This window comes from Streptomyces sp. NPDC002671 (genome assembly GCF_053592475.1).
Genome location: NZ_JBSFVU010000003.1, coordinates 268,741 through 290,332, shown reverse-complemented (window position 1 = coordinate 290,332; position 21,592 = coordinate 268,741). Strand labels below are relative to the sequence as shown.

The 21,592-nt window shown below is 70.1% G+C and carries 19 protein-coding genes, 1 tRNA gene and 1 pseudogene; 8 read left to right on the top strand and 13 right to left on the bottom strand.

Going from position 1 to position 21,592, the window contains the following annotated elements; translation table 11 throughout:
- Nucleotides 1–23: 23 nt before the first annotated feature.
- The 3 genes from ACWD35_RS06170 to pknB all read left to right on the top strand — a co-directional run bounded on the left by ACWD35_RS06170 (nucleotide 24) and on the right by pknB (nucleotide 5,145).
- The gene (locus ACWD35_RS06170; protein WP_451349948.1) at nucleotides 24–1,472 is read left to right on the top strand and encodes an FtsW/RodA/SpoVE family cell cycle protein; all 1,449 of its coding nucleotides are present in this window, start codon (nucleotides 24–26) and stop codon (nucleotides 1,470–1,472) included.
- On the top strand, nucleotides 1,469–2,959 hold the full coding sequence (locus ACWD35_RS06165; protein ID WP_451349947.1) for a penicillin-binding transpeptidase domain-containing protein: 1,491 nt from the start codon (nucleotides 1,469–1,471) through the stop codon (nucleotides 2,957–2,959). Before ACWD35_RS06170 ends, ACWD35_RS06165 begins: the two co-directional genes overlap by 4 nt.
- A gap of 191 nt (nucleotides 2,960–3,150) precedes the next feature.
- Nucleotides 3,151–5,145, top strand: a complete 1,995-nt coding sequence (pknB, locus tag ACWD35_RS06160; protein WP_451349946.1) for a Stk1 family PASTA domain-containing Ser/Thr kinase — start codon at nucleotides 3,151–3,153, stop codon at nucleotides 5,143–5,145.
- A gap of 210 nt (nucleotides 5,146–5,355) precedes the next feature.
- On the opposite strand, the gene ACWD35_RS06155 is transcribed toward pknB, so the two are convergent.
- Genes ACWD35_RS06155 through ACWD35_RS06130 form a run of 6 tightly spaced genes read right to left on the bottom strand, consistent with a single transcriptional unit; the run spans nucleotide 5,356 to nucleotide 9,658 of the window.
- Nucleotides 5,356–6,111, bottom strand: a complete 756-nt coding sequence (locus tag ACWD35_RS06155; RefSeq protein ID WP_451349945.1) for a class E sortase — start codon at nucleotides 6,109–6,111, stop codon at nucleotides 5,356–5,358.
- A 13-nt stretch (nucleotides 6,112–6,124) separates the two neighbouring features.
- Nucleotides 6,125–7,261 carry a class E sortase gene (locus ACWD35_RS06150; protein ID WP_451349944.1) on the bottom strand — a complete coding sequence of 379 codons (1,137 nt, stop codon included), beginning with the start codon at nucleotides 7,259–7,261 and terminating at the stop codon, nucleotides 6,125–6,127.
- A complete protein-coding gene (locus ACWD35_RS06145) occupies nucleotides 7,258–7,896 on the bottom strand; it encodes an aminodeoxychorismate/anthranilate synthase component II (RefSeq protein WP_023548428.1) in 639 nt (212 codons plus the stop codon). Before ACWD35_RS06145 ends, ACWD35_RS06150 begins: the two co-directional genes overlap by 4 nt.
- A complete protein-coding gene (locus ACWD35_RS06140) occupies nucleotides 7,893–8,054 on the bottom strand; it encodes a hypothetical protein (RefSeq protein ID WP_385397507.1) in 162 nt (53 codons plus the stop codon). The genes ACWD35_RS06145 and ACWD35_RS06140 overlap by 4 nt, the downstream gene beginning before the upstream one ends.
- A 52-nt stretch (nucleotides 8,055–8,106) precedes the next feature.
- Nucleotides 8,107–8,796: a class E sortase gene (locus ACWD35_RS06135; RefSeq protein WP_451349943.1), complete on the bottom strand. Its 690-nt coding sequence runs from the start codon at nucleotides 8,794–8,796 to the stop codon at nucleotides 8,107–8,109.
- A gap of 55 nt (nucleotides 8,797–8,851) precedes the next feature.
- Entirely contained in the window at nucleotides 8,852–9,658 is an 807-nt protein-coding gene (locus ACWD35_RS06130; RefSeq protein WP_451349942.1) for a DUF881 domain-containing protein, read from the bottom strand.
- 152 nt (nucleotides 9,659–9,810) lie between these two features.
- Here ACWD35_RS06130 and crgA point away from each other — a divergent pair, with 152 nt between their 5' ends.
- Complete coding sequence (crgA, locus tag ACWD35_RS06125; RefSeq protein WP_451349941.1) at nucleotides 9,811–10,065, top strand: cell division protein CrgA; 255 nt, start codon at nucleotides 9,811–9,813, stop codon at nucleotides 10,063–10,065.
- Nucleotides 10,066–10,335: 270 nt separating this feature from the next.
- On the opposite strand, the gene ACWD35_RS06120 is transcribed toward crgA, so the two are convergent.
- Nucleotides 10,336–11,226 (bottom strand): rhomboid family intramembrane serine protease, encoded by an 891-nt coding sequence (locus tag ACWD35_RS06120; protein ID WP_451349940.1) that lies wholly within the window; start codon nucleotides 11,224–11,226, stop codon nucleotides 10,336–10,338.
- Nucleotides 11,227–11,354: 128 nt separating this feature from the next.
- Nucleotides 11,355–11,888, bottom strand: coding sequence for a peptidylprolyl isomerase (locus ACWD35_RS06115; protein ID WP_451349939.1), 534 nt, complete (start codon nucleotides 11,886–11,888; stop codon nucleotides 11,355–11,357).
- A gap of 273 nt (nucleotides 11,889–12,161) precedes the next feature.
- On the opposite strand from ACWD35_RS06115, the gene ACWD35_RS06110 reads away from it, so the two are divergent.
- The gene (locus ACWD35_RS06110) at nucleotides 12,162–12,860 is read left to right on the top strand and encodes a DUF5324 family protein (RefSeq protein ID WP_451349938.1); all 699 of its coding nucleotides are present in this window, start codon (nucleotides 12,162–12,164) and stop codon (nucleotides 12,858–12,860) included.
- Between the two features lie 198 nt (nucleotides 12,861–13,058).
- On the opposite strand, the gene ACWD35_RS06105 is transcribed toward ACWD35_RS06110, so the two are convergent.
- A complete protein-coding gene (locus tag ACWD35_RS06105; protein ID WP_451350070.1) occupies nucleotides 13,059–13,454 on the bottom strand; it encodes an iron chaperone in 396 nt (131 codons plus the stop codon).
- 89 nt (nucleotides 13,455–13,543) lie between these two features.
- Nucleotides 13,544–13,999 carry a carboxymuconolactone decarboxylase family protein gene (locus ACWD35_RS06100; RefSeq protein ID WP_451349937.1) on the bottom strand — a complete coding sequence of 152 codons (456 nt, stop codon included), beginning with the start codon at nucleotides 13,997–13,999 and terminating at the stop codon, nucleotides 13,544–13,546.
- A gap of 179 nt (nucleotides 14,000–14,178) precedes the next feature.
- On the opposite strand from ACWD35_RS06100, the gene ACWD35_RS06095 reads away from it, so the two are divergent.
- Nucleotides 14,179–16,647 carry an ATP-binding protein gene (locus ACWD35_RS06095; protein ID WP_451349936.1) on the top strand — a complete coding sequence of 823 codons (2,469 nt, stop codon included), beginning with the start codon at nucleotides 14,179–14,181 and terminating at the stop codon, nucleotides 16,645–16,647.
- 149 nt (nucleotides 16,648–16,796) lie between these two features.
- On the opposite strand, the pseudogene ACWD35_RS06090 reads toward ACWD35_RS06095, so the two are convergent.
- Both ACWD35_RS06090 and ACWD35_RS06085 read right to left on the bottom strand, forming a co-directional pair.
- Nucleotides 16,797–17,477, bottom strand: a pseudogene (locus ACWD35_RS06090) (DUF2690 domain-containing protein); the annotation flags it as partial.
- A gap of 405 nt (nucleotides 17,478–17,882) precedes the next feature.
- Nucleotides 17,883–17,955 (bottom strand) — tRNA-Ala (locus ACWD35_RS06085).
- Between the two features lie 183 nt (nucleotides 17,956–18,138).
- Between ACWD35_RS06085 and ACWD35_RS06080 the strand changes: the two genes are divergently transcribed.
- The gene (locus tag ACWD35_RS06080) at nucleotides 18,139–18,687 is read left to right on the top strand and encodes a DNA-binding protein (RefSeq protein ID WP_451349935.1); all 549 of its coding nucleotides are present in this window, start codon (nucleotides 18,139–18,141) and stop codon (nucleotides 18,685–18,687) included.
- A 133-nt stretch (nucleotides 18,688–18,820) separates the two neighbouring features.
- Nucleotides 18,821–20,242 carry a serine/threonine-protein kinase gene (locus ACWD35_RS06075; protein ID WP_451349934.1) on the top strand — a complete coding sequence of 474 codons (1,422 nt, stop codon included), beginning with the start codon at nucleotides 18,821–18,823 and terminating at the stop codon, nucleotides 20,240–20,242.
- Here ACWD35_RS06075 and ACWD35_RS06070 read toward each other — a convergent pair.
- Nucleotides 20,206–21,525, bottom strand: a complete 1,320-nt coding sequence (locus ACWD35_RS06070; RefSeq protein ID WP_451350069.1) for a hypothetical protein — start codon at nucleotides 21,523–21,525, stop codon at nucleotides 20,206–20,208. The genes ACWD35_RS06075 and ACWD35_RS06070 overlap by 37 nt on opposite strands.
- Nucleotides 21,526–21,592: the final 67 nt, after the last annotated feature.

Sequence of the window (21,592 nt, the reverse complement as noted above, 5' to 3'; positions counted from 1 at the left end):
GCCGTGAGAGGCCCCGTCACACGATGAGCACTACTTCGAACTCGCCGACGCATCACACGTCCACGATCGGCGCCATCGGCGCACCCAGCCGCCGCAACACCGAGCTGGCCCTGCTGATCTTCGCCGTGGCCATCCCGGTGTTCGCCTACGCCAACGTGGGCCTGGCCATCGACGACAAGGTGCCCGCGGGCCTGCTGGGCTACGGCCTCGGCCTCGGCCTGCTGGCCGGCGTCGCGCATGTCGTCGTACGGAAGTTCGCGCCGTACGCCGACCCGCTGCTGCTGCCGCTGGCCACCCTGCTCAACGGGCTCGGCCTGGTCTGCATCTGGCGGCTGGACCAGTCCAAGCTGCTGCAGTCGATCAACGTGTCCGGCGGCAAGGCGACCAACCAGCTGCTGTACACGGCGATGGGCATCGGACTGTTCGCGGCCGTGCTGTTCTTCCTCAAGGACCACCGCACGCTGCAGCGCTACACCTACATCTCCATGGTGGCCGCGCTGGTCCTGCTGCTGCTCCCACTGGTCCCGGGCCTGGGCGCCAACGTCTTCGGCGCCAAGATCTGGATCCACATCGGAAGTTTCACCATCCAGCCGGGTGAGTTCGCCAAGATCGTGCTGGCGATCTTCTTCGCCGGCTACCTGATGGTGAAGCGCGACGCGCTCGCCCTCGCCAGCCGCCGCTTCATGGGGCTCTACCTGCCGCGTGGGCGAGACCTCGGTCCGATCCTGGTCGTCTGGTTCATGTCGATCCTGATCCTGGTCTTCGAGACCGACCTCGGCACCTCGCTGCTGTTCTTCGGCATGTTCGTGATCATGCTGTACGTCGCCACCGAGCGGACCAGCTGGATCGTCTTCGGTCTGCTGATGTCCGCGGTCGGCGCCGTCGGCGTGGCGAGCTTCGAGCCGCACATCCAGACCCGTGTGCAGGCCTGGCTCGACCCGATGCGCGAGTACAAGCTCAGTCGCATGGTCACCCACGACGGCATCGCCCACTCCGACCAGCTCCAGCAGGCCCTGTGGGCCTTCGGCTCCGGCGGCACCCTCGGCACCGGCTGGGGCCAGGGCCACTCCGACCTGATCCGCTTCGCCGCCAACTCCGACTTCATCCTCGCCACCTTCGGCGAGGAGCTGGGCCTGGCCGGCATCATGGCGATCCTGCTGATCTACGGTCTGATCGTGGAGCGCGGCGTGCGCACCGCCCTCGCCGCCCGCGACCCGTTCGGCAAGCTGCTCGCCGTCGGCCTGTCCGGAGCCTTCGCGCTCCAGGTGTTCGTCGTGTCCGGCGGTGTGATGGGGCTCATCCCGCTGACCGGTATGACGATGCCGTTCCTCGCCTACGGCGGTTCCTCCGTGATCGCGAACTGGGCGCTCATCGGCATCCTGATCCGCATCAGCGACACCGCCCGCCGCCCGGCCCCCACCCCCGCCGGCAACCCCGACGCCGAGATGACCCAGGTGGTCCGCCCGTCATGAACAAACCCCTGCGCCGGATCGCGATCTTCTGCGGCCTCCTGGTCCTGACCCTGCTGCTGCGCGACAACTGGCTCCAGTACGTCAAGGCCGACAGCCTCAAGCAGGACCCGAAGAACCGCCGGGTCACCATCGCCCGCTACTCCACACCGCGCGGCGACATCATCGTCGACGGCAACCCGATCACCGGGTCCGTCGCGACCAACACGCGCGGCCTGAACGACCTGAAGTACAAGCGCACCTACAAGAACGGCGCCATGTGGGCGCCGGTCACCGGGTACGCCTCGCAGGCCTTCGGGGCCACGCAGCTGGAGTCCATCGACGACGGCATCCTCACCGGCAACGACGACCGGCTGTTCTTCCGCAAGACCCTGGACATGCTCACGGGCAAGGAGCAGCAGGGCGGCAACGTCGTCACCACGCTCAACGCCGCCGCGCAGAAGGCCGCGTGGGACGGCCTGAAGTCCCGTGGCGGCAAGGGTGCCGTGGTCGCCCTGGAGCCCTCCACCGGCAAGATCCTCGCGCTGGCCTCCTACCCGTCGTACGACCCCTCGTCGTTCGCCGGGAGCAGCACCGACGTCGACGGCAAGGCCTGGCAGAAGCTGCAGAAGAAGTACAACCCCGCCGACCCGATGCTGAACCGGGCGCTGCGCGAGACCTACCCGCCGGGCTCCACCTTCAAGGTGGTCACCGCCGCGGCGGCGCTGGAGAACGGCAAGTACACCTCGGCCGACCAGAAGACCGACTCGCCGCTGCCGTGGATCATGCCGGGCACCCGGCTGCCGCTGAAGAACGAGGGCAACATCCCCTGCAAGAACGTATCCATGCGTGAGGCGCTACGCATCTCCTGCAACAGCGTCTTCGGCAAGATCGGCGCCGACCTCGGCAACGACAAGATGCTGGAGGAGGCGAAGAAGTTCGGCTTCGACGCCGAGCAGTTCACGCCGGTCCGCTCCAACTCGTCGGTGTTCTCGGGCGACATGAACACCTCGCAGACCGCGCTGTCCTCGATCGGCCAGTACAACACCGCCGCCACCCCGCTGCAGATGGCCATGGTCGCCTCGGCGGTCGCCAACGACGGCAAGCTGATGAAGCCGTACATGGTCGACAAGCTCCAGTCCCCCAGCGTGGACACCGTCGCGCAGACCGAGCCGCAGGAGCTGAGCCGCCCGCTGTCCTCCGACAACGCGCAGATCCTGCAGTCGATGATGGAGACGGTCGTCAAGGACGGTACGGGCAAGAACGCGCAGATCGGCGGCGGAGTCACCGTCGGCGGCAAGACCGGTACCGCCCAGCACGGCGTCGCGAACAGCGCGAACCCGTACGCGTGGTTCATCTCCTACGCCAAGCTCCCCGACAACAGCTCCCCGGTCGCGATCGCCGTGGTGATCGAGGACGAGAACGCCAACCGCGACGACATCTCCGGTGGCGGCCTGGCCGCACCGATCGCGAAGAACGTCATGGAGGCGGTCATCAACAGCAAGAAGTGACCTAGCCCGCCCCATGAAGTGACGCCGCTCACGTCTCCTTCACATCGTTGCACGTTGCGATACCGGTCCTGTATCGGGTTACGGGCTTGGCCAGGTCATACAACGCGAGCCGGGTACGGTAGGCCCGGACGGCAGCCTTTGGCCGTGCACGGTGTGCGGCTGAGACCGACGGAGAGGGCTGGTAGGTAGCTATGGAAGAGCCGCGTCGCCTCGGCGGCCGGTACGAGCTGGGCCAGGTGCTCGGCCGTGGTGGCATGGCGGAGGTCTACCTCGCGCATGACACCCGGCTCGGCCGCACCGTGGCGGTGAAGACGCTGCGCGCGGACCTCGCGCGTGATCCGTCCTTCCAGGCCCGGTTCCGCCGGGAGGCCCAGTCGGCCGCCTCGCTCAACCATCCCGCGATCGTGGCGGTCTACGACACGGGCGAGGACTACATCGACGGGGTCTCCATCCCGTACATCGTGATGGAGTACGTGGACGGCTCCACCCTGCGTGAGCTGCTTCACTCCGGTCGCAAGCTCCTGCCCGAGCGGTCGATGGAGATGACCGTCGGCATCCTCCAGGGCCTGGAGTACGCCCACCGCAACGGCATCGTCCACCGTGACATCAAGCCGGCCAACGTCATGCTGACGCGCAACGGCCAGGTCAAGGTGATGGACTTCGGCATCGCCCGCGCCATGGGCGACTCTGGCATGACCATGACCCAGACGGCCGCGGTGATCGGCACGGCCCAGTACCTCTCCCCGGAGCAGGCCAAGGGCGAGCAGGTCGACGCGCGGTCCGACCTCTATTCGACCGGCTGCCTGCTCTACGAGCTGCTGACGGTCCGCCCGCCCTTCGTCGGCGACTCCCCGGTGGCGGTGGCCTACCAGCACGTCCGCGAGGAGCCGCAGGCGCCGAGCGTCTTCGACCCCGAGATCACGCCCGAGATGGACGCGATCGTCCTGAAGGCACTGGTCAAGGACCCGAACTACCGCTACCAGTCGGCCGACGAGATGCGCGCCGACATCGAGGCCTGCCTCGACGGCCAGCCGGTCGCGGCCACGGCGGCGATGGGCGCGGTGGGCTACGGCGGCTACCCCGACGACCAGCCGACGACGGCCCTGCGCCCCGACCAGGGCGCCGCCGCGACCTCCATGCTCCCGCCGATGAACCCGGACGACGGCGGCTACGGCTACGACGAGCGCCCCGACCGGCGCCGCCAGCAGCCGAAGAAGAACAACACCTCCACAATCCTCCTGGTGGTCGCGGGCGTCCTGGTGCTGATCGGCGCGATCCTTATCGGCAAGTACGCGTTCAGCGGGGACGACGCCGCCAACGACAAGGTGCCGGTGCCGAACTTCATCGGCAACACCTACGCCGCCGCCCAGAAGATGGCCATCAACTCGGACCTGAAGCTGGGCGAGCCCACCCGGAAGCCTTGTGCCAACCAGCCCAAGGGCAATGTGTGCACACAGGATCCGAAGGAGGGGACCAAGGTCGCCAAGAACACCACGATCAACGTGGTCGTCTCGACGGGCGCACCCAAGATCGCCGTGCCCGACGTGCGGGGCTCGCAGTACGCCCAGGCCGAGGCCCTGCTGAAGGACAAGGGCTTCCAGGTCGAGCAGAAGACCCAGGTGTCCAGCCAGACGCCGAACATTGTCATCACGCAGGACCCGCTGCCCGGCGCCTCGAAGGAGAAGGGCTCCACAATCACCCTCACGGTCGCCAAGCCGGAGGAGAAGGTCACGATCCCGGGCGACATCATCGGCATGACCTGCGACGACGCCAAGGCCAAGCTCATTTCGCTGGGCCTGGCACCGAGCTGCAGCGACTCGCCCACCAACGACCAGAGCCAGGACGGCAAGGTCACCGGGAGCAACCCGCAGCCGAACCAGCAGGTCTCCAAGAACACACCCGTCGTGCTGCAGGTCGGCAAGTTCCAGGGCGACCAGGGACAGCAGGGGCAGGTCCCGCAGGTCCAGGGCATGAAGCTGAAGGACGCCGAGAACACCCTGGCGCAGAACGGCTACACGCAGATCCAGGTCAGCGGCCCGACCGACGACAAGGCGCGGGTCATGATCCAGTCACCGCAGCCGGGCACCCAGGCCGATCCGAGCACCACCCAGATCGTTCTGCAAACCGTGGACGCCAATGGCGGCGACCAGGGCGGCACGAACTTCCTCGGCGGTGTCAACGGCTGACGCCCCGCACCACCACGCAAGGGGCCCCTGCCGGGAAGTTCCGGCAGGGGCCCCTTGGTGTCGTGACCGCGACGAACTGGAGGCGTGGAGCACGGGGGTCCGCCTCAAGGCGCTGCGACAGTCCTACCGAAGAGGCCCGAAGCCGCAAGTCGAAGTTGCGGCTGCGGGCCTTGGCCGTGCTAGACGACAGAGTCGCTCGAAGAGCCCCAGTCAGCCACGCAGTTCCACCGGCGGAGTCCGCGTGCTGTTCACCTTCTCCACGCGGACCAGCTCGCCCCACACCGCGTACCGGTAGCGGGAGGTGTACACGGGGGTGCAGGTCGTCAGGGTGATGTAGTGGCCCGGCTTCTTCTTTCCGGACTCCTTGGGGACCGCGGCGAGGACGCTGACGTCGTACTTGGAGGTCTCGGGGAGGATGGCGAAGACCTTGTAGACGTACCAGTTGTCCCTCGTCTCGAAGACGACCGGGTCGCCCTTCTTCACCTTGTCGATGTTGTGGAACTTGGCGCCGTGGCCGTCACGGTGGGCGGCCAGGGCGAAGTTGCCGTCCTTGCCCGACATGGGGAGGGTCGCCTTCACGGGCTCCGTGTAGTAGCCGGCGACGCCGTCGTTCAGGACGTCCGTGCCGGTGCCCTGCTCGACCAGGACCGTGCCGTTCTTCATGGAGGGCACATGCAGGAAGCCGATGCCGTCCCTGGTGTCCAGCGCGCCGGGGCTCGAATCGGTGGAGTGGGCCCACTCGTCGCGGACCTTGTGCGCCTGCCGGTCGGCCTTGCGGTCTGCTATCACGTTCGTCCACCACAGGGAGTAGACGACGAACAGGCCGAGCACCAGGCCCACCGTGATGAGGATTTCGCCGAAGACGCTGACCGCCAGGGCGATCCGGCCGGGACGCCGACGGCCCGGGGCCGGCGACTCCTCGGACTCCTCCGCGTGCTCTTCGGTCTCGTCGGCGGTCGCTGCCACAGTTCCCTCTCGATTACTCGATCAGCTCGTCCGGCTTGCCCTTGGCGCGCGGGCGTTGTTCGACCATCTTGCCCCAGACGATCAGCCGGTACTTGCTGGTGAACTCCGGCGTGCAGGTCGTCAGGGTGATGTAGCGGCCCGGTCCGGTGAACCCGGACTGCGGCGGGACCGGGTCCAGCACGCTGGTGTTGGACGGCGGGGTCACCGGCAGCGTCGACGTCACCTTGTACACGAAGTAGGTGTCCTGCGTCTCCACCACGACCGCGTCGCCCGGTTTCAGCCGGTTGATGTAGCGGAACGGTTCACCGTGCGTGTTGCGGTGGGCGGCCAGCCCGAAGTTGCCCGTCTTGTCGTACGGCATCGCCGTCTTCAGCGCGCCCTCGCCGTAGTGCCCGACCATGCCCTTGTCGAGCACCTTCCGGTTGCTGACGCCCTCCGCTATCGGGGCCACCACGTCCAGCTTGGGGATGTGCAGGATCGCGAAGCCCTGGCCCGGCTCGAACACGCCCGGCGCCCGCTTGCCACTCGCCCAGTCGTGCTGGAGGTCGCTGGTCTCCTTGCTCGCCTGCGCGTGCGCCCGGATGTTCGTCCACCACAGCTGGTAGGTGACGAACAGCAGCATCAGCAAGCCGGCGGTGATGAACACCTCGCCGATCACCCGGCTCGCGATGACCGCCGGGCTCGGCTTGCTGAGCCGCGCCTGCCGCCGGGCCTCCACCCGGGTCAGCGGGCGCTGCGGGTCCCGCTGAGGGTCCGCCTCCTGTGCGGGTGCCGCCTCACGGCTGCCGCTGTGCCGCCCGCCGCGCCGCTTGGCGGCCTTTCTGCGGGCCGCACGGCCGCCCGGTGTGGTTCCAGTGGCAGCAGAGGCGGTAGAAGCCCTGGAGGCGCGTACGGATGCGTTCTCCAGGCCGGGCGACGGCGGAACGGGGGCGCGTGGATCGGGGATCCGCAGCGCCATGGTCTCGTCGTCCGGGATCGGCAGCGCCTCGTCGTCCAAGGCCGGCAGCGGCGCCGTCGGCGGATCACCCATGTCCGCACCCGCACCCGCACCCGTTGCTGCGCCCACGCCCGCGTACGGCGCACTGCCGTACGACCCGTACGGCGGCTGCTCGCCGTACAAGTCCTCGCGCTCGGGGCGCAGCGCGGTCACGCCGTGGCCCTGCCCACCACCGGGGCCAGCCCCGCCGATCTCGCGACGGCGCCCTGGTCCCCGCACTCCACCAGCCAGTTGGCCAGCATCCGGTGCCCGTGCTCGGTCAGCACCGACTCGGGGTGGAACTGCACGCCCTCGACCGGGAGTTCCCGGTGACGCAGGCCCATGATGATGCCGTCGTGCGTGCGGGCCGTCACCTCCAGCTCGGCCGGGACCGTCGCAGGCTCAGCGGCCAGGGAGTGGTAGCGGGTCGCCGTGAAGGGGGAGGGCAGGCCCGCGAAGACGCCCTTGCCCTCGTGCTCGACCAGCGAGGTCTTGCCGTGCAGCAGCTCCGGCGCCCGGTCCACCACACCGCCGTACGCCACCTGCATCGACTGCATCCCGAGGCAGACACCGAAGACCGGCACCCCGGTCGCGGCGCAGTGGCGGACCATGTCCACGCACACGCCCGCCTCCTCCGGCGTCCCGGGGCCGGGTGAGAGCAGCACGCCGTCGAAGCCGTCCTGGGCGTGCGCCGTCGACACCTCGTCGTTGCGCAGAACCTCGCACTCGGCGCCCAGCTGGTACAGGTACTGGACGAGGTTGAAGACGAAGCTGTCGTAGTTGTCGACGACGAGAATCCGCGCACTCACTGGTTGTCCACCGTCACATCGTTGAAGGGCAGCAGCGGTTCGGCCCAGGGGAAGACGTACTGGAAGAGGACGTAGACCACGGCCAGGACCAGCACGAGTGAGAGCAACGCCTTCACCCATACGCTCCCCGGCAGATGCCGCCAGATCCAGCCGTACATGCCGTTCCTTCCGTATCCCCACGGCACCTGACTCACGCCGTACTGCACCAGACTAACGGCGCAGAGCCCTCGGTTCGCCTGACTCCACGGGCTGGGTGGAGTCGAGGTGCGCCCAGACGATCAGCCGGTGGCTGTGTCCCCATTCCGGTTCGCACGTGGTCAGCGTGAGGTAGCGGCCGGGGCGCGTGTATCCGGACTCACGTGGCACAGGATCGATGACCGCGATGTCCGTAGGGACGGTTTTGTAGGGCCCTTTGTCGATCCGATACGTGAACCAGGCCGTCCCGTCGGTCAGCACCACCGCGTCGCCCGGCCGCAGCCGGGGGAAGTCCTTGAACGGGTCGCCGTAGGTGCGGCGGTGGCCGGCGACCGCGAAGTTCCCCTCCTGGCCGAGCCGCGCGGTCCCGGCGTAGTGGGCGAGGCCCTTCTGCAGCACGCCCGCGTCGGTGCCCTCCAGTACCGGCTTGTTCCACGTGAAACCGAGCCGCGGGATGTACATGATCGCGAAAGGCCTGCCGTGGCGGTACGGCACCGGCGGGCGCGGGCTCCCGGCCCGGCCGGCGGAGGCGCTGACATTGTGCACACTCCCCCGCGACCACTGTTCATGCAGCTGGTCGATCTGGTGCCGCATCGCGCCGTCGGCCCGCACTCCCGTCCAGAACAGCACATAGCCGACGAAGAGCACGATCAGGGCGCCGATCGTGATGCACAGTTCGCTGACGGTCCTGACGATCACGCGCACCGGCGGCTCCTGGCGGGCGGGGCACCTACGTCACAGGCTTCTACTGCACGGGGTTCTACTGCACGGGCTTCGCATAGTGCAGATCCACTGTGCCCGAGTAGCCCGGCAGAGTCACCGTCCCGTCCTCGCTGACTTTCCAGCCGAGGCCGTAGACGTTCACGTACACCATGTAGGTCTGGATCGCCTTGCTCGCCGCGAGCGCCCGCTGGAGCCGGCCCGGGTCCCCGATCGCGGTGATCTTGTACGGCGGTGAGTACACGCGGCCCTGGAGGATCAGGGTGTTGCCGACGCAGCGCACCGCGCTGGTGGAGATCAGCCGCTGGTCCATGACCCTGATCCCCTGGGCGCCGCCCTGCCACAGGGCGTTCACCACGGCCTGCAGGTCCTGCTGGTGGATGACCAGGTAGTCAGGCTGCGGCTCGGGATAGCCAGGGAGCTTGGCGGTGGCGTTCGGCGGGGCGTCGTTCAGGGTGACGGTGATCGCCTTGCCAGTCAGCGGCTGGGTGCCCGCACTCTTCTCCAGCCCGGTGAGCTTGCGGTCCTGGGCCTTGGTGCTGCCGCCGTCGCTCTTCGCCAGGGACTCCACGCTGTCGCGCAGGGCCGCGTTGGACTCGTCCAGCTCCTTGTTCTTGCGGCTGCGCTGCTGGATCAGGTCGGACAGCTTCAGCAGGGAGTCGTCCCGGCGGATGTCGGTGCCCTTGGCCGTGTCGAAGCTGGTGAAGAAAATGAGCCCCGCCAGCGCGAACACGGCAGCGGTGAGAACCCGCACGGGACGAAGCCGCACGGGGCGGAAGAAGCGGAGCCCACGAGCGGGGCCGGGACCCGTTGATCCCGTCCCGGGGGAGTCGGCAGAATTGCTCAACGTACCCTTATCTCCTTCGGCGCCGCGGAAGCACTACGCTAACGGACGCCCGGGGGAGCACTCAGTGTGCCCTTGCTGTCCCCTTGTACGCTGCCCCGAGCCCGACCCAGTTACCTGCGCGGCCACGCAGCGCATCGACAGGAGAGACCCTCGTGCCGAAGTCACGTATCCGCAAGAAGGCCGACTACACGCCGCCGCCGGCGAAGACGGCACAGGCGATCAAACTCGACAGCCGCGGCTGGGTCGCGCCCGTCATGCTGGCCATGTTCATCATCGGCCTGGCCTGGATCGTCGTCTTCTATGTGACCGACGGGTCGCTGCCCATCGACGCCCTGGACAACTGGAACATCGTGGTCGGCTTCGGCTTCATCGCCGCCGGCTTCGGTGTCTCCACGCAGTGGAAGTAGCACAGCCGGCGCGGTGGCGGTAGCTCTGCCCAGGGCTATCCACTGAGTTATCCACAGGCGCTGTCCACACTGTCCACACGGTGGGGAAAAGAAACGACGATCTGTGGATAACTCATCCGAGGTTGACGCCGGTGTGACTGCCCTACCGGCCGCCGTACGCCCGTTCGCCCCCTGTCCGACCTGGGAAAACACATCCGAGCGACAGGGGGCACAGCTGTGCCCGCACAGCGTGCACAAGATCCGGCACTCACTGTGGACAACGGTTCGGCATCAGGTGAGCTGAGCGGTCCTGACCAGGACGAGGACGAGGGCGACGGCCAGCACCAGCGCGCAGGTGCCGTACTGGATCAGCGCCCGCTTCTGCCGCGGGGCGTGCACCATCGCGTACCCGGTGACGACGCCCGCGACGAGGCCGCCGATGTGCGCCTGCCAGGCGATGTTCGAGACCCCGAAGGTGATGATCAGGTTGATCACCAGGAGGGCCATGATCGGCCGCATGTCGTAGTTCAGGCGGCGCATCAGCACGGCGGTGGCACCGAAGAGACCGAAGATCGCTCCCGAGGCGCCGAGGGACGGCTGGTTCTGCGCGGCGAGCAGATAGGTGAGGGCGCCGCCCGCCAGGCCCGAGACCGCGTAGAGCGCGAGATAGCGGGCGCGGCCGAGCGCGGCCTCCAGGGGGCCGCCGATCCACCACAGGCTGAGCATGTTGAACAGGATGTGGACGTACCCGCCGTGCAGGAACATCGAGGTCAGCAGCCGGTAGTACTGGCCCTCCGCGACGCCCTGTATCCCGTTGAGGTGGTAGGTGTAGGCCCGGCCGATGAGCTCGAACCTGGTGGTGAAGCTGTCACCGACGGCCAGCTGGACCAGGTAGAAGGCGATGTTGAGGCCGATCAGCAGCTTGGTGAGCAGCCGCGGGTCGGCCGTGATCGTCCCGCCCGCCACCGTGCGGGGCCGGGCAGCGGCCGGGGCGGGCCCGCTGCCGTGTCCGCCGCGCACACACTCGGGGCACTGGAAGCCGACCGAGGCGCTGATCATGCACTCGGGGCAGATGGCGCGGTCACAGCGAGTGCAGCGCACACCGGTCTCGCGGTCCGGGTGCCGGTAGCACACCGGCAGGCCGCTCCTGGCGTCCTGCGTGCTCCCTGCTGCCTGGTCCATGCGGTCCCCTCGCTCGTGGTGGTACTACCCCCTGGCAATACCCCGCCCCGCTCATCCTTACGGACGAGCGGGGCGAATGGTTCCCTGCGGAGCGTTCCTCACGGAACGTTCCGAGCAGGCAGCGGGTCTCAGCCCTCGTGCGTCTCGACGACGACCGACTCGATGACGACGTCCTTGAGCGGACGGTCGTTGCCGGGCGTCGTGGCCACAGCGACGATGGCGTCCACGACCTTCTGGCTGGCCGGGTCGGTGACCTCACCGAAGATGGTGTGCTTGCGGTTCAGCCAGGTCGTCGGCGCGACCGTGATGAAGAACTGCGAGCCGTTGGTGCCCGGGCCGGCGTTGGCCATGGCGAGCAGGTACGGCTTGTTGAAGGAGAGGTCCGGGTGGAACTCGTCCTCGAACTTGTAGCCGGGGCCGCCGATGCCGGTGCCCAGCGGGTCGCCGCCCTGGATCATGAAGCCCTCGATGACCCGGTGGAAGATCGTGCCGTCGTAGAGCTTGTCCGTGCTCACGGCTCCGGTCTTCGGGTGCTTCCACTCGCGCTCGCCGGTGGCGAGTTCGACGAAGTTCTTGACCGTCTTGGGCGCGTGGTTCGGGAACAGCTGAACCTTGATGTCGCCGTGGTTGGTCTTCAGGGTGGCGTAAAGCTGCTCGGCCACGATCTGCCTTCCGTTGTCTTTCCGTGACTCCCTGATCCTCGCACGGCCGGGACCGTTCGTCGTCAGGCGAGCACGAGTTCCGCCGGTAAGGGGGCGCGGGGCGGTGTTTCGTGGCAGTGTCGTCGCCAAGCTCTTCTTGCCCGGATTCGCTCCATAGAGGGCATTGGGCACCCATATGCCCGCCCTCGCATGCCGCGCAGGCCGTTGACAGGCATGATCCGTAAAAGGGTGGAAAGGCGAATTACCGTACCGCCACCGAGGAGGAGGAAACCCGTGACCCGCATCGACAGCGTGCGCGCCGCGACCGGCTCGGCGAAGGACAGCGTGCTGCACGCCGCGGAAGTGGTGGCACCGTACGCCGACACAGCCATGGAGCGTGCCGCGCACTACGCGCAGGAGGCGCGCGTACGGCTCGCGCCCGTGGTGTCGCAGGCCGCTGAACAGGCTCGCGTGCAGTACGACGCCCGGCTCGTCCCGCGTCTGGAGCAGGCCCGTACGCATGTGCCGCCGAAGGTGGACCTGGCCGCGCAGGAAGCCGCCGTCCGCACCCGTAAGGCCGCCCGGCAGGCGGCCGAGTACTCGCGTCCGAGGATCGAGCACGCGGTGGCCGCGGCCGGTCCGGTGCGCGAGGAGGCCGCCGCGCGCGGTGCCGCCGCACTGGTCGCGCTGCGCGGTCACGTCTCGGCGGAGGAGATCCAGAAGCTGGCCCGGCGCAACGAGCGGCGCTCGCGCAGGGGCCGCGCCGTGAAGGCGCTGGCGCTGCTGACCGTCCTGGCGGGCGGGGCGTTCGCGGCCTGGAAGTGGTGGGACAAGCAGGCCAACCCCGACTGGCTGGTCGAGCCGCCCGCGCCGACGGAGGTGCCCGAGACGGGCCGGCTCAGCTCGGTGGACGGCAGCGGCGCCGTCCTGGACCCGGAGGTCCAGGCGAAGCAGGACGAGGACGAGGCCTCGCGTCACGACGATCAGGACTGAGACGGCCTGAGGGATCTGGGCTGAGACGGCCTGAGGGATCTGGGCTGAGACGACCGGAGCGATCGGGGCTGAGACGGCCGGAGTGATCGGGGCCGGGAAGGCCGGGGGCGGGCGAGGTGGGACTCTCGCCCGTCCCTCCGCATGTTTCACGTGAAACAGCGGCATGTCGCCTTGCAGTCGGTGCATGGCTGCCGACGCTCAGCTCACCGCTCTCTTCACCAGCTCGGCGATCCGCGCCTCGCCGGGCGCGGTCAGCTCCTTCAGGGCGTAGGAGGCCGGCCACAGGGAGCCGTCGTCGAGGTTCGCCTTGTCGCTGAAGCCCAAGGTCGCGTACCTCGCGTTGAACTTCTGCGCGCTCTGGAAGAAGCAGACGACCTTGCCGTCCTTGGCGTAGGCGGGCATCCCGTACCAGAGCTTCGGCGTGAGGTCCGGGGCGCTCGCCTTGACGACGGCGTGGATCCGTTCGGCCATGACCCGGTCGGAGTCCTGCATCTCGGCGATCTTCGCGAGCACGGCGGCCTCGTCGTCCGCCTTGCCGGCGCCGCGCGTTCCGCGGCGCGTGGACGCCTTCAGCTCCTGGGCGCGCTCCTTCATCGCGCTGCGTTCCTCGTCCGTGAATGCCGGGGACGTCTTCACTGCGGTTCTCCTCTGCGTGCCCACTGCGGTTCTCCTCCTGGTGCCTGTCAGCCCCACGCGCCGGCGATCTGGCGAGTCGTGGCGTTGAGGCGGTTGAACAGGTTGGTGACGCCGATCAGCAGGACGATCGCGGCCAGCTGCTTCTCGTCGAAGTAGGTGGCGGCCGTGTCCCAGATGTCGTCGCTCACCGCGTCGGGACGGTCGGCCAGCCGCGTCGCGGCCTCGGCCAGCGCCAGGGCGGCCCGCTCCTCCTCGCTGAAGTACGGGGCCTCCCGCCAGGCGGCGACCATGACCAGCCGCTTGTCGCTCAATCCGGCCTTACGGCCCGACGTGACGCCCATGTCGACGCAGACACTGCAGCCGTTGATCTGGCTGACCCGCAGGTGCACCAGCTCCAGGATCTGCGCGTCCACCCCGGCGGAGTGCACGGTCTTCATGAGCTCCTGGATGGGCTGCATCGCACCGGACAGCACCGTGGCGGGGTTCTGCATACGAGACTGCATCTGATCTGCTCCTCTTTCGCTTCGTCGCCCCGTCGTCCCGGGGTGTGACTCCATCTCAGCCCGACCGGCTTGCCACGGCGATGGCAATGGGACACCGTGGGACAGCTGCAACGGCCTTGACCAGCAGTGACGTTGCCCGGCAGTTTTCTGCCGGGGCGGGACAGGGAGGCGGGGGAACGGTGGAGTTGGAACAGCGGACGGGGAGAGGCGAGCCGCAGGAGGAGCTGGCGGCCCGGCTGCGCCTGCTCCAGGAACTGTCCGGGCTCGGCGTACGGGCTCTTGCGCGGGACACCGGCCTCAGTTCCTCGTCGCTCTCGCGCTACCTCAGCGGGCAGACCGTGCCGCCGTGGCCCGCGGTGGTCGCCCTCTGCCGCCTCGTCAAGCGCGATCCCCGCCCCCTGCGGCCCCTGTGGGAGCGGTCCTCGAACCCCTTGCCGGCGCCCCCGAAGGCCAGCCGTCAGGTCCATCCGCGGCCTCGCAACGATCTGCCGCGCGACGTGCCCGACTTCACCGGCCGCGAGGACCAGCTCACCGCCGTGTTCGCCGCGGTGGACGGCCACCGGGTGGTCGCCGTCGACGGCATGGCGGGCGTCGGCAAGAGCTGCCTGGCGGTGCACGCCGCGCACCGGCTCGCCGAGCAGTACCCGGACGCCCAGCTCTATGTGGACCTGCACGGGTTCACCGAGGGCCGGGAACCGCTCGATCCCGACTCCGCGCTGCGGATGCTGCTCGGGGCGCTCGGCGTGCCGTCCGAGCGGGTCCCCCAGGAGGGCCTGGAACAGCTGGCCGCCTGCTGGCGGTCGGAACTGGCCCGCCGCCGGGCCGTCGTGGTCCTCGACAACGCCGCCGACGCCAAGCAGGTCCGCCCGCTGCTGCCCGGCGCCGGCGACTCCGTCGCCCTGATCACGAGCCGCAACCGGCTGCTGGACCTGGACGAGGTGCCCCCGGTGTCGCTGGACGTGCTGAGCCCGCAGGAGAGCGCGGAGCTGCTGGCCCGCGCCAGCGGTGACCCCGGCGGACCGGAAGGCAGGCTGGCCCGCGATCCGGAGTCCGCTGCCGAGGTGCTTCGGCTGTGCGGCAGGCTGCCGCTGGCCCTGCGGCTGGCCGGGGCCCGGCTGCGGCACCGGCCGGGCTGGACCGTGGGCATCCTCGTGGAGCGGATGGCGGAGGGCGTGAGCGAGTTCGACGCTGTGTTCAGCGCGGCGTTTGCCATGTCCGTCCGGCAGCTGAACCGGTCCCAGGCCCGCCTGTTCCGGCTGCTGGGCCTGCTGCCCGGGGCCTCCTTCGACGAGTACGTGGTGGCGGCGCTGGCGGACGTGCCGCTGCGCAGCGCCCAGGCGATGCTGGAGGACCTGCTCGACGCGCACCTCGTCCAGCAGCCGACGACGGGCCGCTACCGGCTGCACGACCTGGTGCACGAACACGCGCGCCGGGCCTGCGCCGAGCAGGACCCGCAGGCAGAGCGGGAGCGGGCGCTGGGCCGGGTGCTCGACTACTACGTGCACGCGGCAGCCGCCGCCGACGCCACGATGCCGTTCCTCGCGCCCAGCCGCTCGGCCTCCGCGGGCCGGCCCCCGGCCGAACTGCCGCGGTTCGCGGACAAGCACACAGCCTTCGCCTGGCTCGTCACGGAGTACGGAAACCTGATGGCCGCCTTCGAGACGGCTGCCGCCGTCGGGGCCGACACGCACGTGTGCGAGCTGCCGCGCTTCCTTCGGGCGTACTTCGCGCGGCGCTGCGGCACGACGCACCTCAACGTCCTCTTCGAGCGGTCGCTGGCCGCCGCGCAGCGCCTGGGCGACCCTCTGCAACTTGCCGAGGCGCACAGCGACTTGGGCTTCGCCCGGTACAACGCGGGCCGGATGGCGGAGGCCGCCGCCGCGTACGAGGCGGTCGAACTCGGCGTGTCCCAGGCGGGGGACACCCACGCCGAGGCCGAACTGGCCCTGCGCCGCGGCTATCTGAGCTGGGACACGGGACACGTCGAGGAGCCGCTCGACCTCTTCCGGCTGGCAGGCAAGCTGTACGAGCAGGCCGGCAGCCCGACGGGCGCGGCCCACGCGGCTGCGGCCGAGGCCTGGGCGATGCTGCAGCTGGGCCACCGCGAGGAGGCGGCACAGCGGGCCCGGGAGGTGCTGGGCATCCCGCACGCCGACCCCGCCTGGCCGCCCACGCTGACGGCCCGGATCACCCTCGGCGTGGCCATCGCCCCCGAGGCGCCCGACGAGGCGACGGAGCACCTGCGCCGGGCGCTGGCGTTGTCCCGCGAGGACGGACATGTGCACAACGAGGCCTGGTCCCTCAACTGCCTCGGCGTCGCGCTCCGTCAGATGGGCCGGTACGAGGAGGCCCTGGCCAGCCACCAGGAGGCCTTCGCGCTGCTGGACAAGCTGTTCGAGGAGCACTGGAAGATCCGCTTCCTCAACGGCTACGGCGAGACCTGCCGCCTGGCCGGCCTCCCCGAGGAGGCCCTGCGCCTGCACCAGCAGGCACTGGAGCTGGCCCCGAGGCTGGGCTACCGCTACGAGGAGGCGCTGGCCCATGAGGGCATCGCGACCGTACTCGCCGAGACGGACCCGGCCACAGCCTCGGAGCACCGCGCGGCGGGCCAGGCGGTCCTGCGGGAGCTCGGCCCCGCCGTCTGCTGATCCACAGCTGCCGTAGTGGCGCCGGCGGGGAACCGGCAGGTGTCTTCTCCTCCGGCGTTCGCCTGTCGGCCGCCGATGAGGCTGATCTCTCCGCCGCCGCCCGGGCTGGTGCAGGCCAGAGTGTCTCCCGCGACGGCGCATGCCTCGGCGGCCCGAGGGTCGGTCGTGGCCAGCATCGGGCTGCTGGTCGGGAAGCGGTCGCTGGGCGGAGCGGAGAGCTCGTCCTTCGGCTCCACCTTGATGGAGACCTCGCGGATCGTGGCGACGCGCGAGGAGACTTCGGTCCACACCGCACCGCAGCTGGGGCTGAAGAGCAGCCGCACCGAGACGGTGGAGGTGGCCACGCTGCTCTCCGTTCGCGCGTCGCCCGTGCAGCCTGACGGGGTTGGATATTGGCCCTCGCAGCCTTCGCCCCGGCATGGCGCGAGGGTGACAGGGAACATCGACGGGAACATCGACGGCGGGGAAGCTGCTGGGGCAGTCGTTGGCGCCGGACGGCCGGCCGGCAGTGACGATCCCGCGATGGTCGGCCAGGCGAGAGCGGCGGCCGAGAGCGTGAGGGCGGCGGCTGACAGAAGGTGGCGTCGCCGGCGTTTCCCGCGTGCGGGGGGCTCCGGTGACGGCGGGAGTTCAGGCTGCCGGGGGACTGCGATCCGTTCGCTCACGGCCTCTGCACGCGTCCACAGGCACAGCAGCTCCGACGTGTCGGCCGGCCTGAGCCGTCCCAGTGCCTCGACCGCTGAACGCGGTGGTGGCTTCTCGCCGTTGAGATAGCGGTGCCAGGCCGACTTGCTGTGCGCGGTGCGCTTTGCCAGCTCGGCCAGGCTCATACCCGTCGCATCCTTGAGGGCCCGCATGCGCTCCAGCAGGTCCCTGGTTTCGGGTTCGAGAGATTCGGGCAACGGCTGCCAACGGCCCATGTCATCCCCGTCCCTGGTACGGCCGTCAGCCGGTGTACCCCCACACCTCGCCAGCCGGGATGTCCTATTTCCTCCCCGTTGGACGGGGAAAGGCTTCCCTACGGATGCCAGCGGCAAAACCCGGCACCGGACGCTTCACCCGTCCGAAAGCAACCACCGGACACGATGTCGATTCCCGAGCGCCGTACCGGTTGGCACTCGGCGCCCGCCGTACGGACATGCCCATCAAGCGCTCCTGCGCCCCCGTGCGCACCGTGTACACACCAAAAATGCCCCCAGAACCCGCGTTTCCGCAGGTCAGAGGGCATTTCCGAGTGGAGCCTAGGGGAGTCGAACCCCTGACATCCGCCATGCAAAGACGGCGCTCTACCAACTGAGCTAAGGCCCCGTACGTGAGCACCCCGCCGGAGGGTTTGTGCCCCGGTGGGCGTCGCAGAACAGAGTACCGGGTCACCCCCGGTATCCCGCAAAAAGATTAGGGCTCCCCCAGGATGACCACGCTCCGTAAGATGCTCGGCGTGGTTCGCTACAGCGAACCGTGGATTTTTTGGGGAAGCGATGGGGAGACGCAATGGACGCCGCACAGCAGGAAGCCACCGCGAGAGCGCGCGAGCTGCAGCGGAACTGGTACGGGGAGCCGCTGGGGGCGCTCTTCCGTAAGCTCATCGACGATCTCGGGCTCAACCAGGCCCGGCTCGCGGCGGCCCTCGGCCTGTCCGCTCCGATGCTCTCGCAGCTGATGAGCGGCCAGCGGGCCAAGATCGGCAATCCCGCGGTGGTCCAGCGGGTGCAGCTGCTGCAGGATCTGGCGGCCCAGGTCGCGGACGGCAGCGTCAGCGCCGCCGAGGCGACCGAGCGCATGGACGAGATCAAGAAGTCGCAGGGGGGCTCGGTGCTCAGCAACACCACGCACACGACGAACAATTCGGGCGCGCCCACGGTCAAGCGGGTGGTCCGCGAGATCCAGTCGCTGCTGCGCTCGGTGGCTGCCGCCGGCGACATCATCGAGGCCGCCGACACCCTCGCCCCGACCCACCCCGAGCTGGCAGAGTTCCTCCGGGTCTACGGCGCCGGCCGTACCTCTGACGCGGTCGCGCACTACCAGTCCCACCAGAACTGACGCCGCGGCCCGGTTCACCGGAGGGGGTCCGGGGCCGGGCCGAGGCAGCAGCAGGGGGGCGCGGGGGGTTCCAAGGGGGGCGCAAGGGGGGAGGCAAGGGGGGTAACCGCAGGGGGAGGAGCGACGCGCAGCCATGGGTGAGGTCTTCGCCGGCCGGTACGAGCTGGCCGACCCGATCGGGCGCGGTGGGGTGGGCGCCGTATGGCGTGCCTGGGACCACCGCCGACGGCGTTACGTGGCCGCCAAGGTGCTCCAGCAGCGCGATGCCCACTCCCTCCTGCGTTTCGTACGGGAGCAGGCCCTGCGGATCGACCACCCCCATGTCCTCGCCCCGGCCAGCTGGGCCGCCGACGACGACAAGGTGCTGTTCACCATGGAGCTGGTGGGCGGCGGCTCCCTGGTCCACCTGGTCGGCGACTACGGCCCGCTCCCGCCGGCGTTCGTGTGCACCCTGCTCGACCAGCTCCTGTCCGGGCTGGCCGCGGTCCACGCCGAGGGCGTCGTCCACCGGGACATCAAGCCCGCCAACGTCCTCCTCGAAGCCACCGGCACCGGCCGGCCGCGCCTCCGGCTGTCCGACTTCGGCATCGCCATGCGGCTCGGCGAGCCCCGCCTGACGGAGACCAACCTCGTCGTCGGCACCCCCGGTTACCTCGCCCCCGAACAACTCCTCGGCGCCGAACCGGACTTCCCTGCCGACCTGTTCGCCGTGGGTCTGGTCGCCGTGTATCTACTCGAAGGAGCCAAGCCGGACGTCAAGGCGCTCGTGGAGTACTTCGTGGAACACGGCGTCCCGGGTGCCCCCAAGGGCATTCCCGAGCCGCTGTGGGAGGTCGTCTCCGCCCTGCTCCACCCTGATCCCGAGGCCCGTTTCCGCACCGCCACGGGGGCGCGCAAGGCGCTCGCCGCCGCAGTGGAACTCCTCCCGGAACCCGGTGTCGACGACGAGTTGATCGAGATCTTCGACCAACTCGGACCGCTGCCGCCCGGGTTCGGCCCGGACGGTCCCCTCAAGGCCGCCTCGGGGGTGGCGGCGGAGTGGGTCAGGGGCGGGGGCGTGGACGCGGGCGCTGCCACGAACTCCCGCACGGACACCGATACCGGCTCCGGCAGCACCGACTCCGGCATGCATGCGGTCACGGGCGAGGACCTCCCCTCCGCCGCGCCGCCGTCCACCATGTCGGACACGGGGAGCTTCCATCTCCCGCCGCCGCAGACGCCGTCGGCCACCGCACAGCCCCCGTACCCGCCGGAGCCGTACACGCCCCAGCCTTACCCCCAGCAGCCGTACTCCCCGCCCACGCCCCCACCCCCGCCTCCGGCTTACCCGGCCCAGGCGGCCTGGCCCCACGGCGACGGCTCCACCGGGTCCACCGGCTCCACCGCTTCGTACACCGCCCAGGCCCCACCGCGTCCGTCGGCACCCTCCGTACGCGGCCGGCGGGCCCGGCGTGCGAACCGGCGCCCCGGGCCCCCGGCCAAAGTGGCGATCCCGGTGCTGCTCCTGGCGCTGGTCTGCTACGCCGTGGGCTTCTGGGCTCTGACCCGCGTCTGAGCCCGCCGGGCGGCGACCGTCCAGCCGCCGAGCACCAGCAGCAACGCGGTACCCGTACCGATCCCGCCGACCGCGACCGCCTTCATCGCGGTGCCGTCGCCGCCACCTCCTGTGCCGACGCCCCCAGTGCCACCGCCCCCGGTGCCGCCCGTAGCGCCCGCCCGCGCCGCCTCCCGGTCCTGGTCCGTGACCGTGAAGACGCCGTCCGGCTCGGGCCGCCCGGCGTACCCGGGACCGGCGTGCGCCTGCCCGTCGACCCGTACCCGCAGCGTCACGGGGAACGGCCCCTGTCCGAACGGTTCGGCCAGCTGCCGGCTGAGGTGGACGACGAGGTAGTAGTCCCCGGCGAAGCGCATGGCGGCGTCCCGGTCGATGACGGCGTACCGGTTGGCGTACTCGACGGGCGGCAGCGGGTTGAGGGAGGCGGACTTCGCGGTGCCGGTGTAGCCGAGGCCGGTGTCGTCGACGTAGCCGCGCGCGGGGTTGTAGAGGGAGAGGTTCAGCGCACCGCCGACGTAGCCGCGGCCCGGGGCATCGCCCAGTTCGGCGGTGGCCTGAAGGTGCCGGCCCCAGTCGAGCGGCACCTTGAAGAAGGCGGTCTCGCCGGGTGCCAGGCCGGTGCGCCAGACCCCCTGGCCGAGCGGGCGGGCCCAGGTGAAGCCCGCGCCGCCGGAGCGGTCCTCGGGCTTGCCGGTGAGAGGTTCGGGGGAGGCGGAGTCCCCGGCCTGCGGAGCCGTCGTGGGCCCGGTCCGCGCCAGCCGCGGTTCCGTGACGGCCGCGAGCTCCAGGTCCCAGCGCTGCGCCGGGGCCACGGCGCCGGCGCCCTCGGCGTCGAGGCGTTCGACGAGCACGTAGTACGGGCCGGGGCCCTGGCACAGCCCCTTGCCGGGCTCGCGCCGGCCGAGGGCCGTGACGGGGCGGGGGCTGAGCCCGGCACCGAAGCGGGCGGAGGCGAAGGAGCAGGAGCCCCCGTGCGCGTCCTGGACCGACACGCGGATGCCGTCGGTGGCGGTGACGGTGGCGTCCGCGGGCGGTACGGCGGTGACGGGGACGTACGCCGTGGTCGTGGCGGCGAGGTCGAGGCGGTAGTACAGCCTGCCGTTCTTCGGGAGGGAGCTGCGGTAGGTCCGGCCCGGCTCCAGCCGTACGGCGTCAGCGGGGCCCTCAGCCCCCGTGACCCGGCCGGCGCCGGGCGCGAAGCCGTACGATCCCGGCCGCGCGCCCGCGGCGTACGCGGCCCCGCCCGGCAGCGCCCCCACGGCCATAGCGACGGCTACCGTCATGGCCACGGCCACGGCGCGAACCAGCCGCCGTACGCCCGGCGCCCACACCCTCGTACGCCCTCGCCTC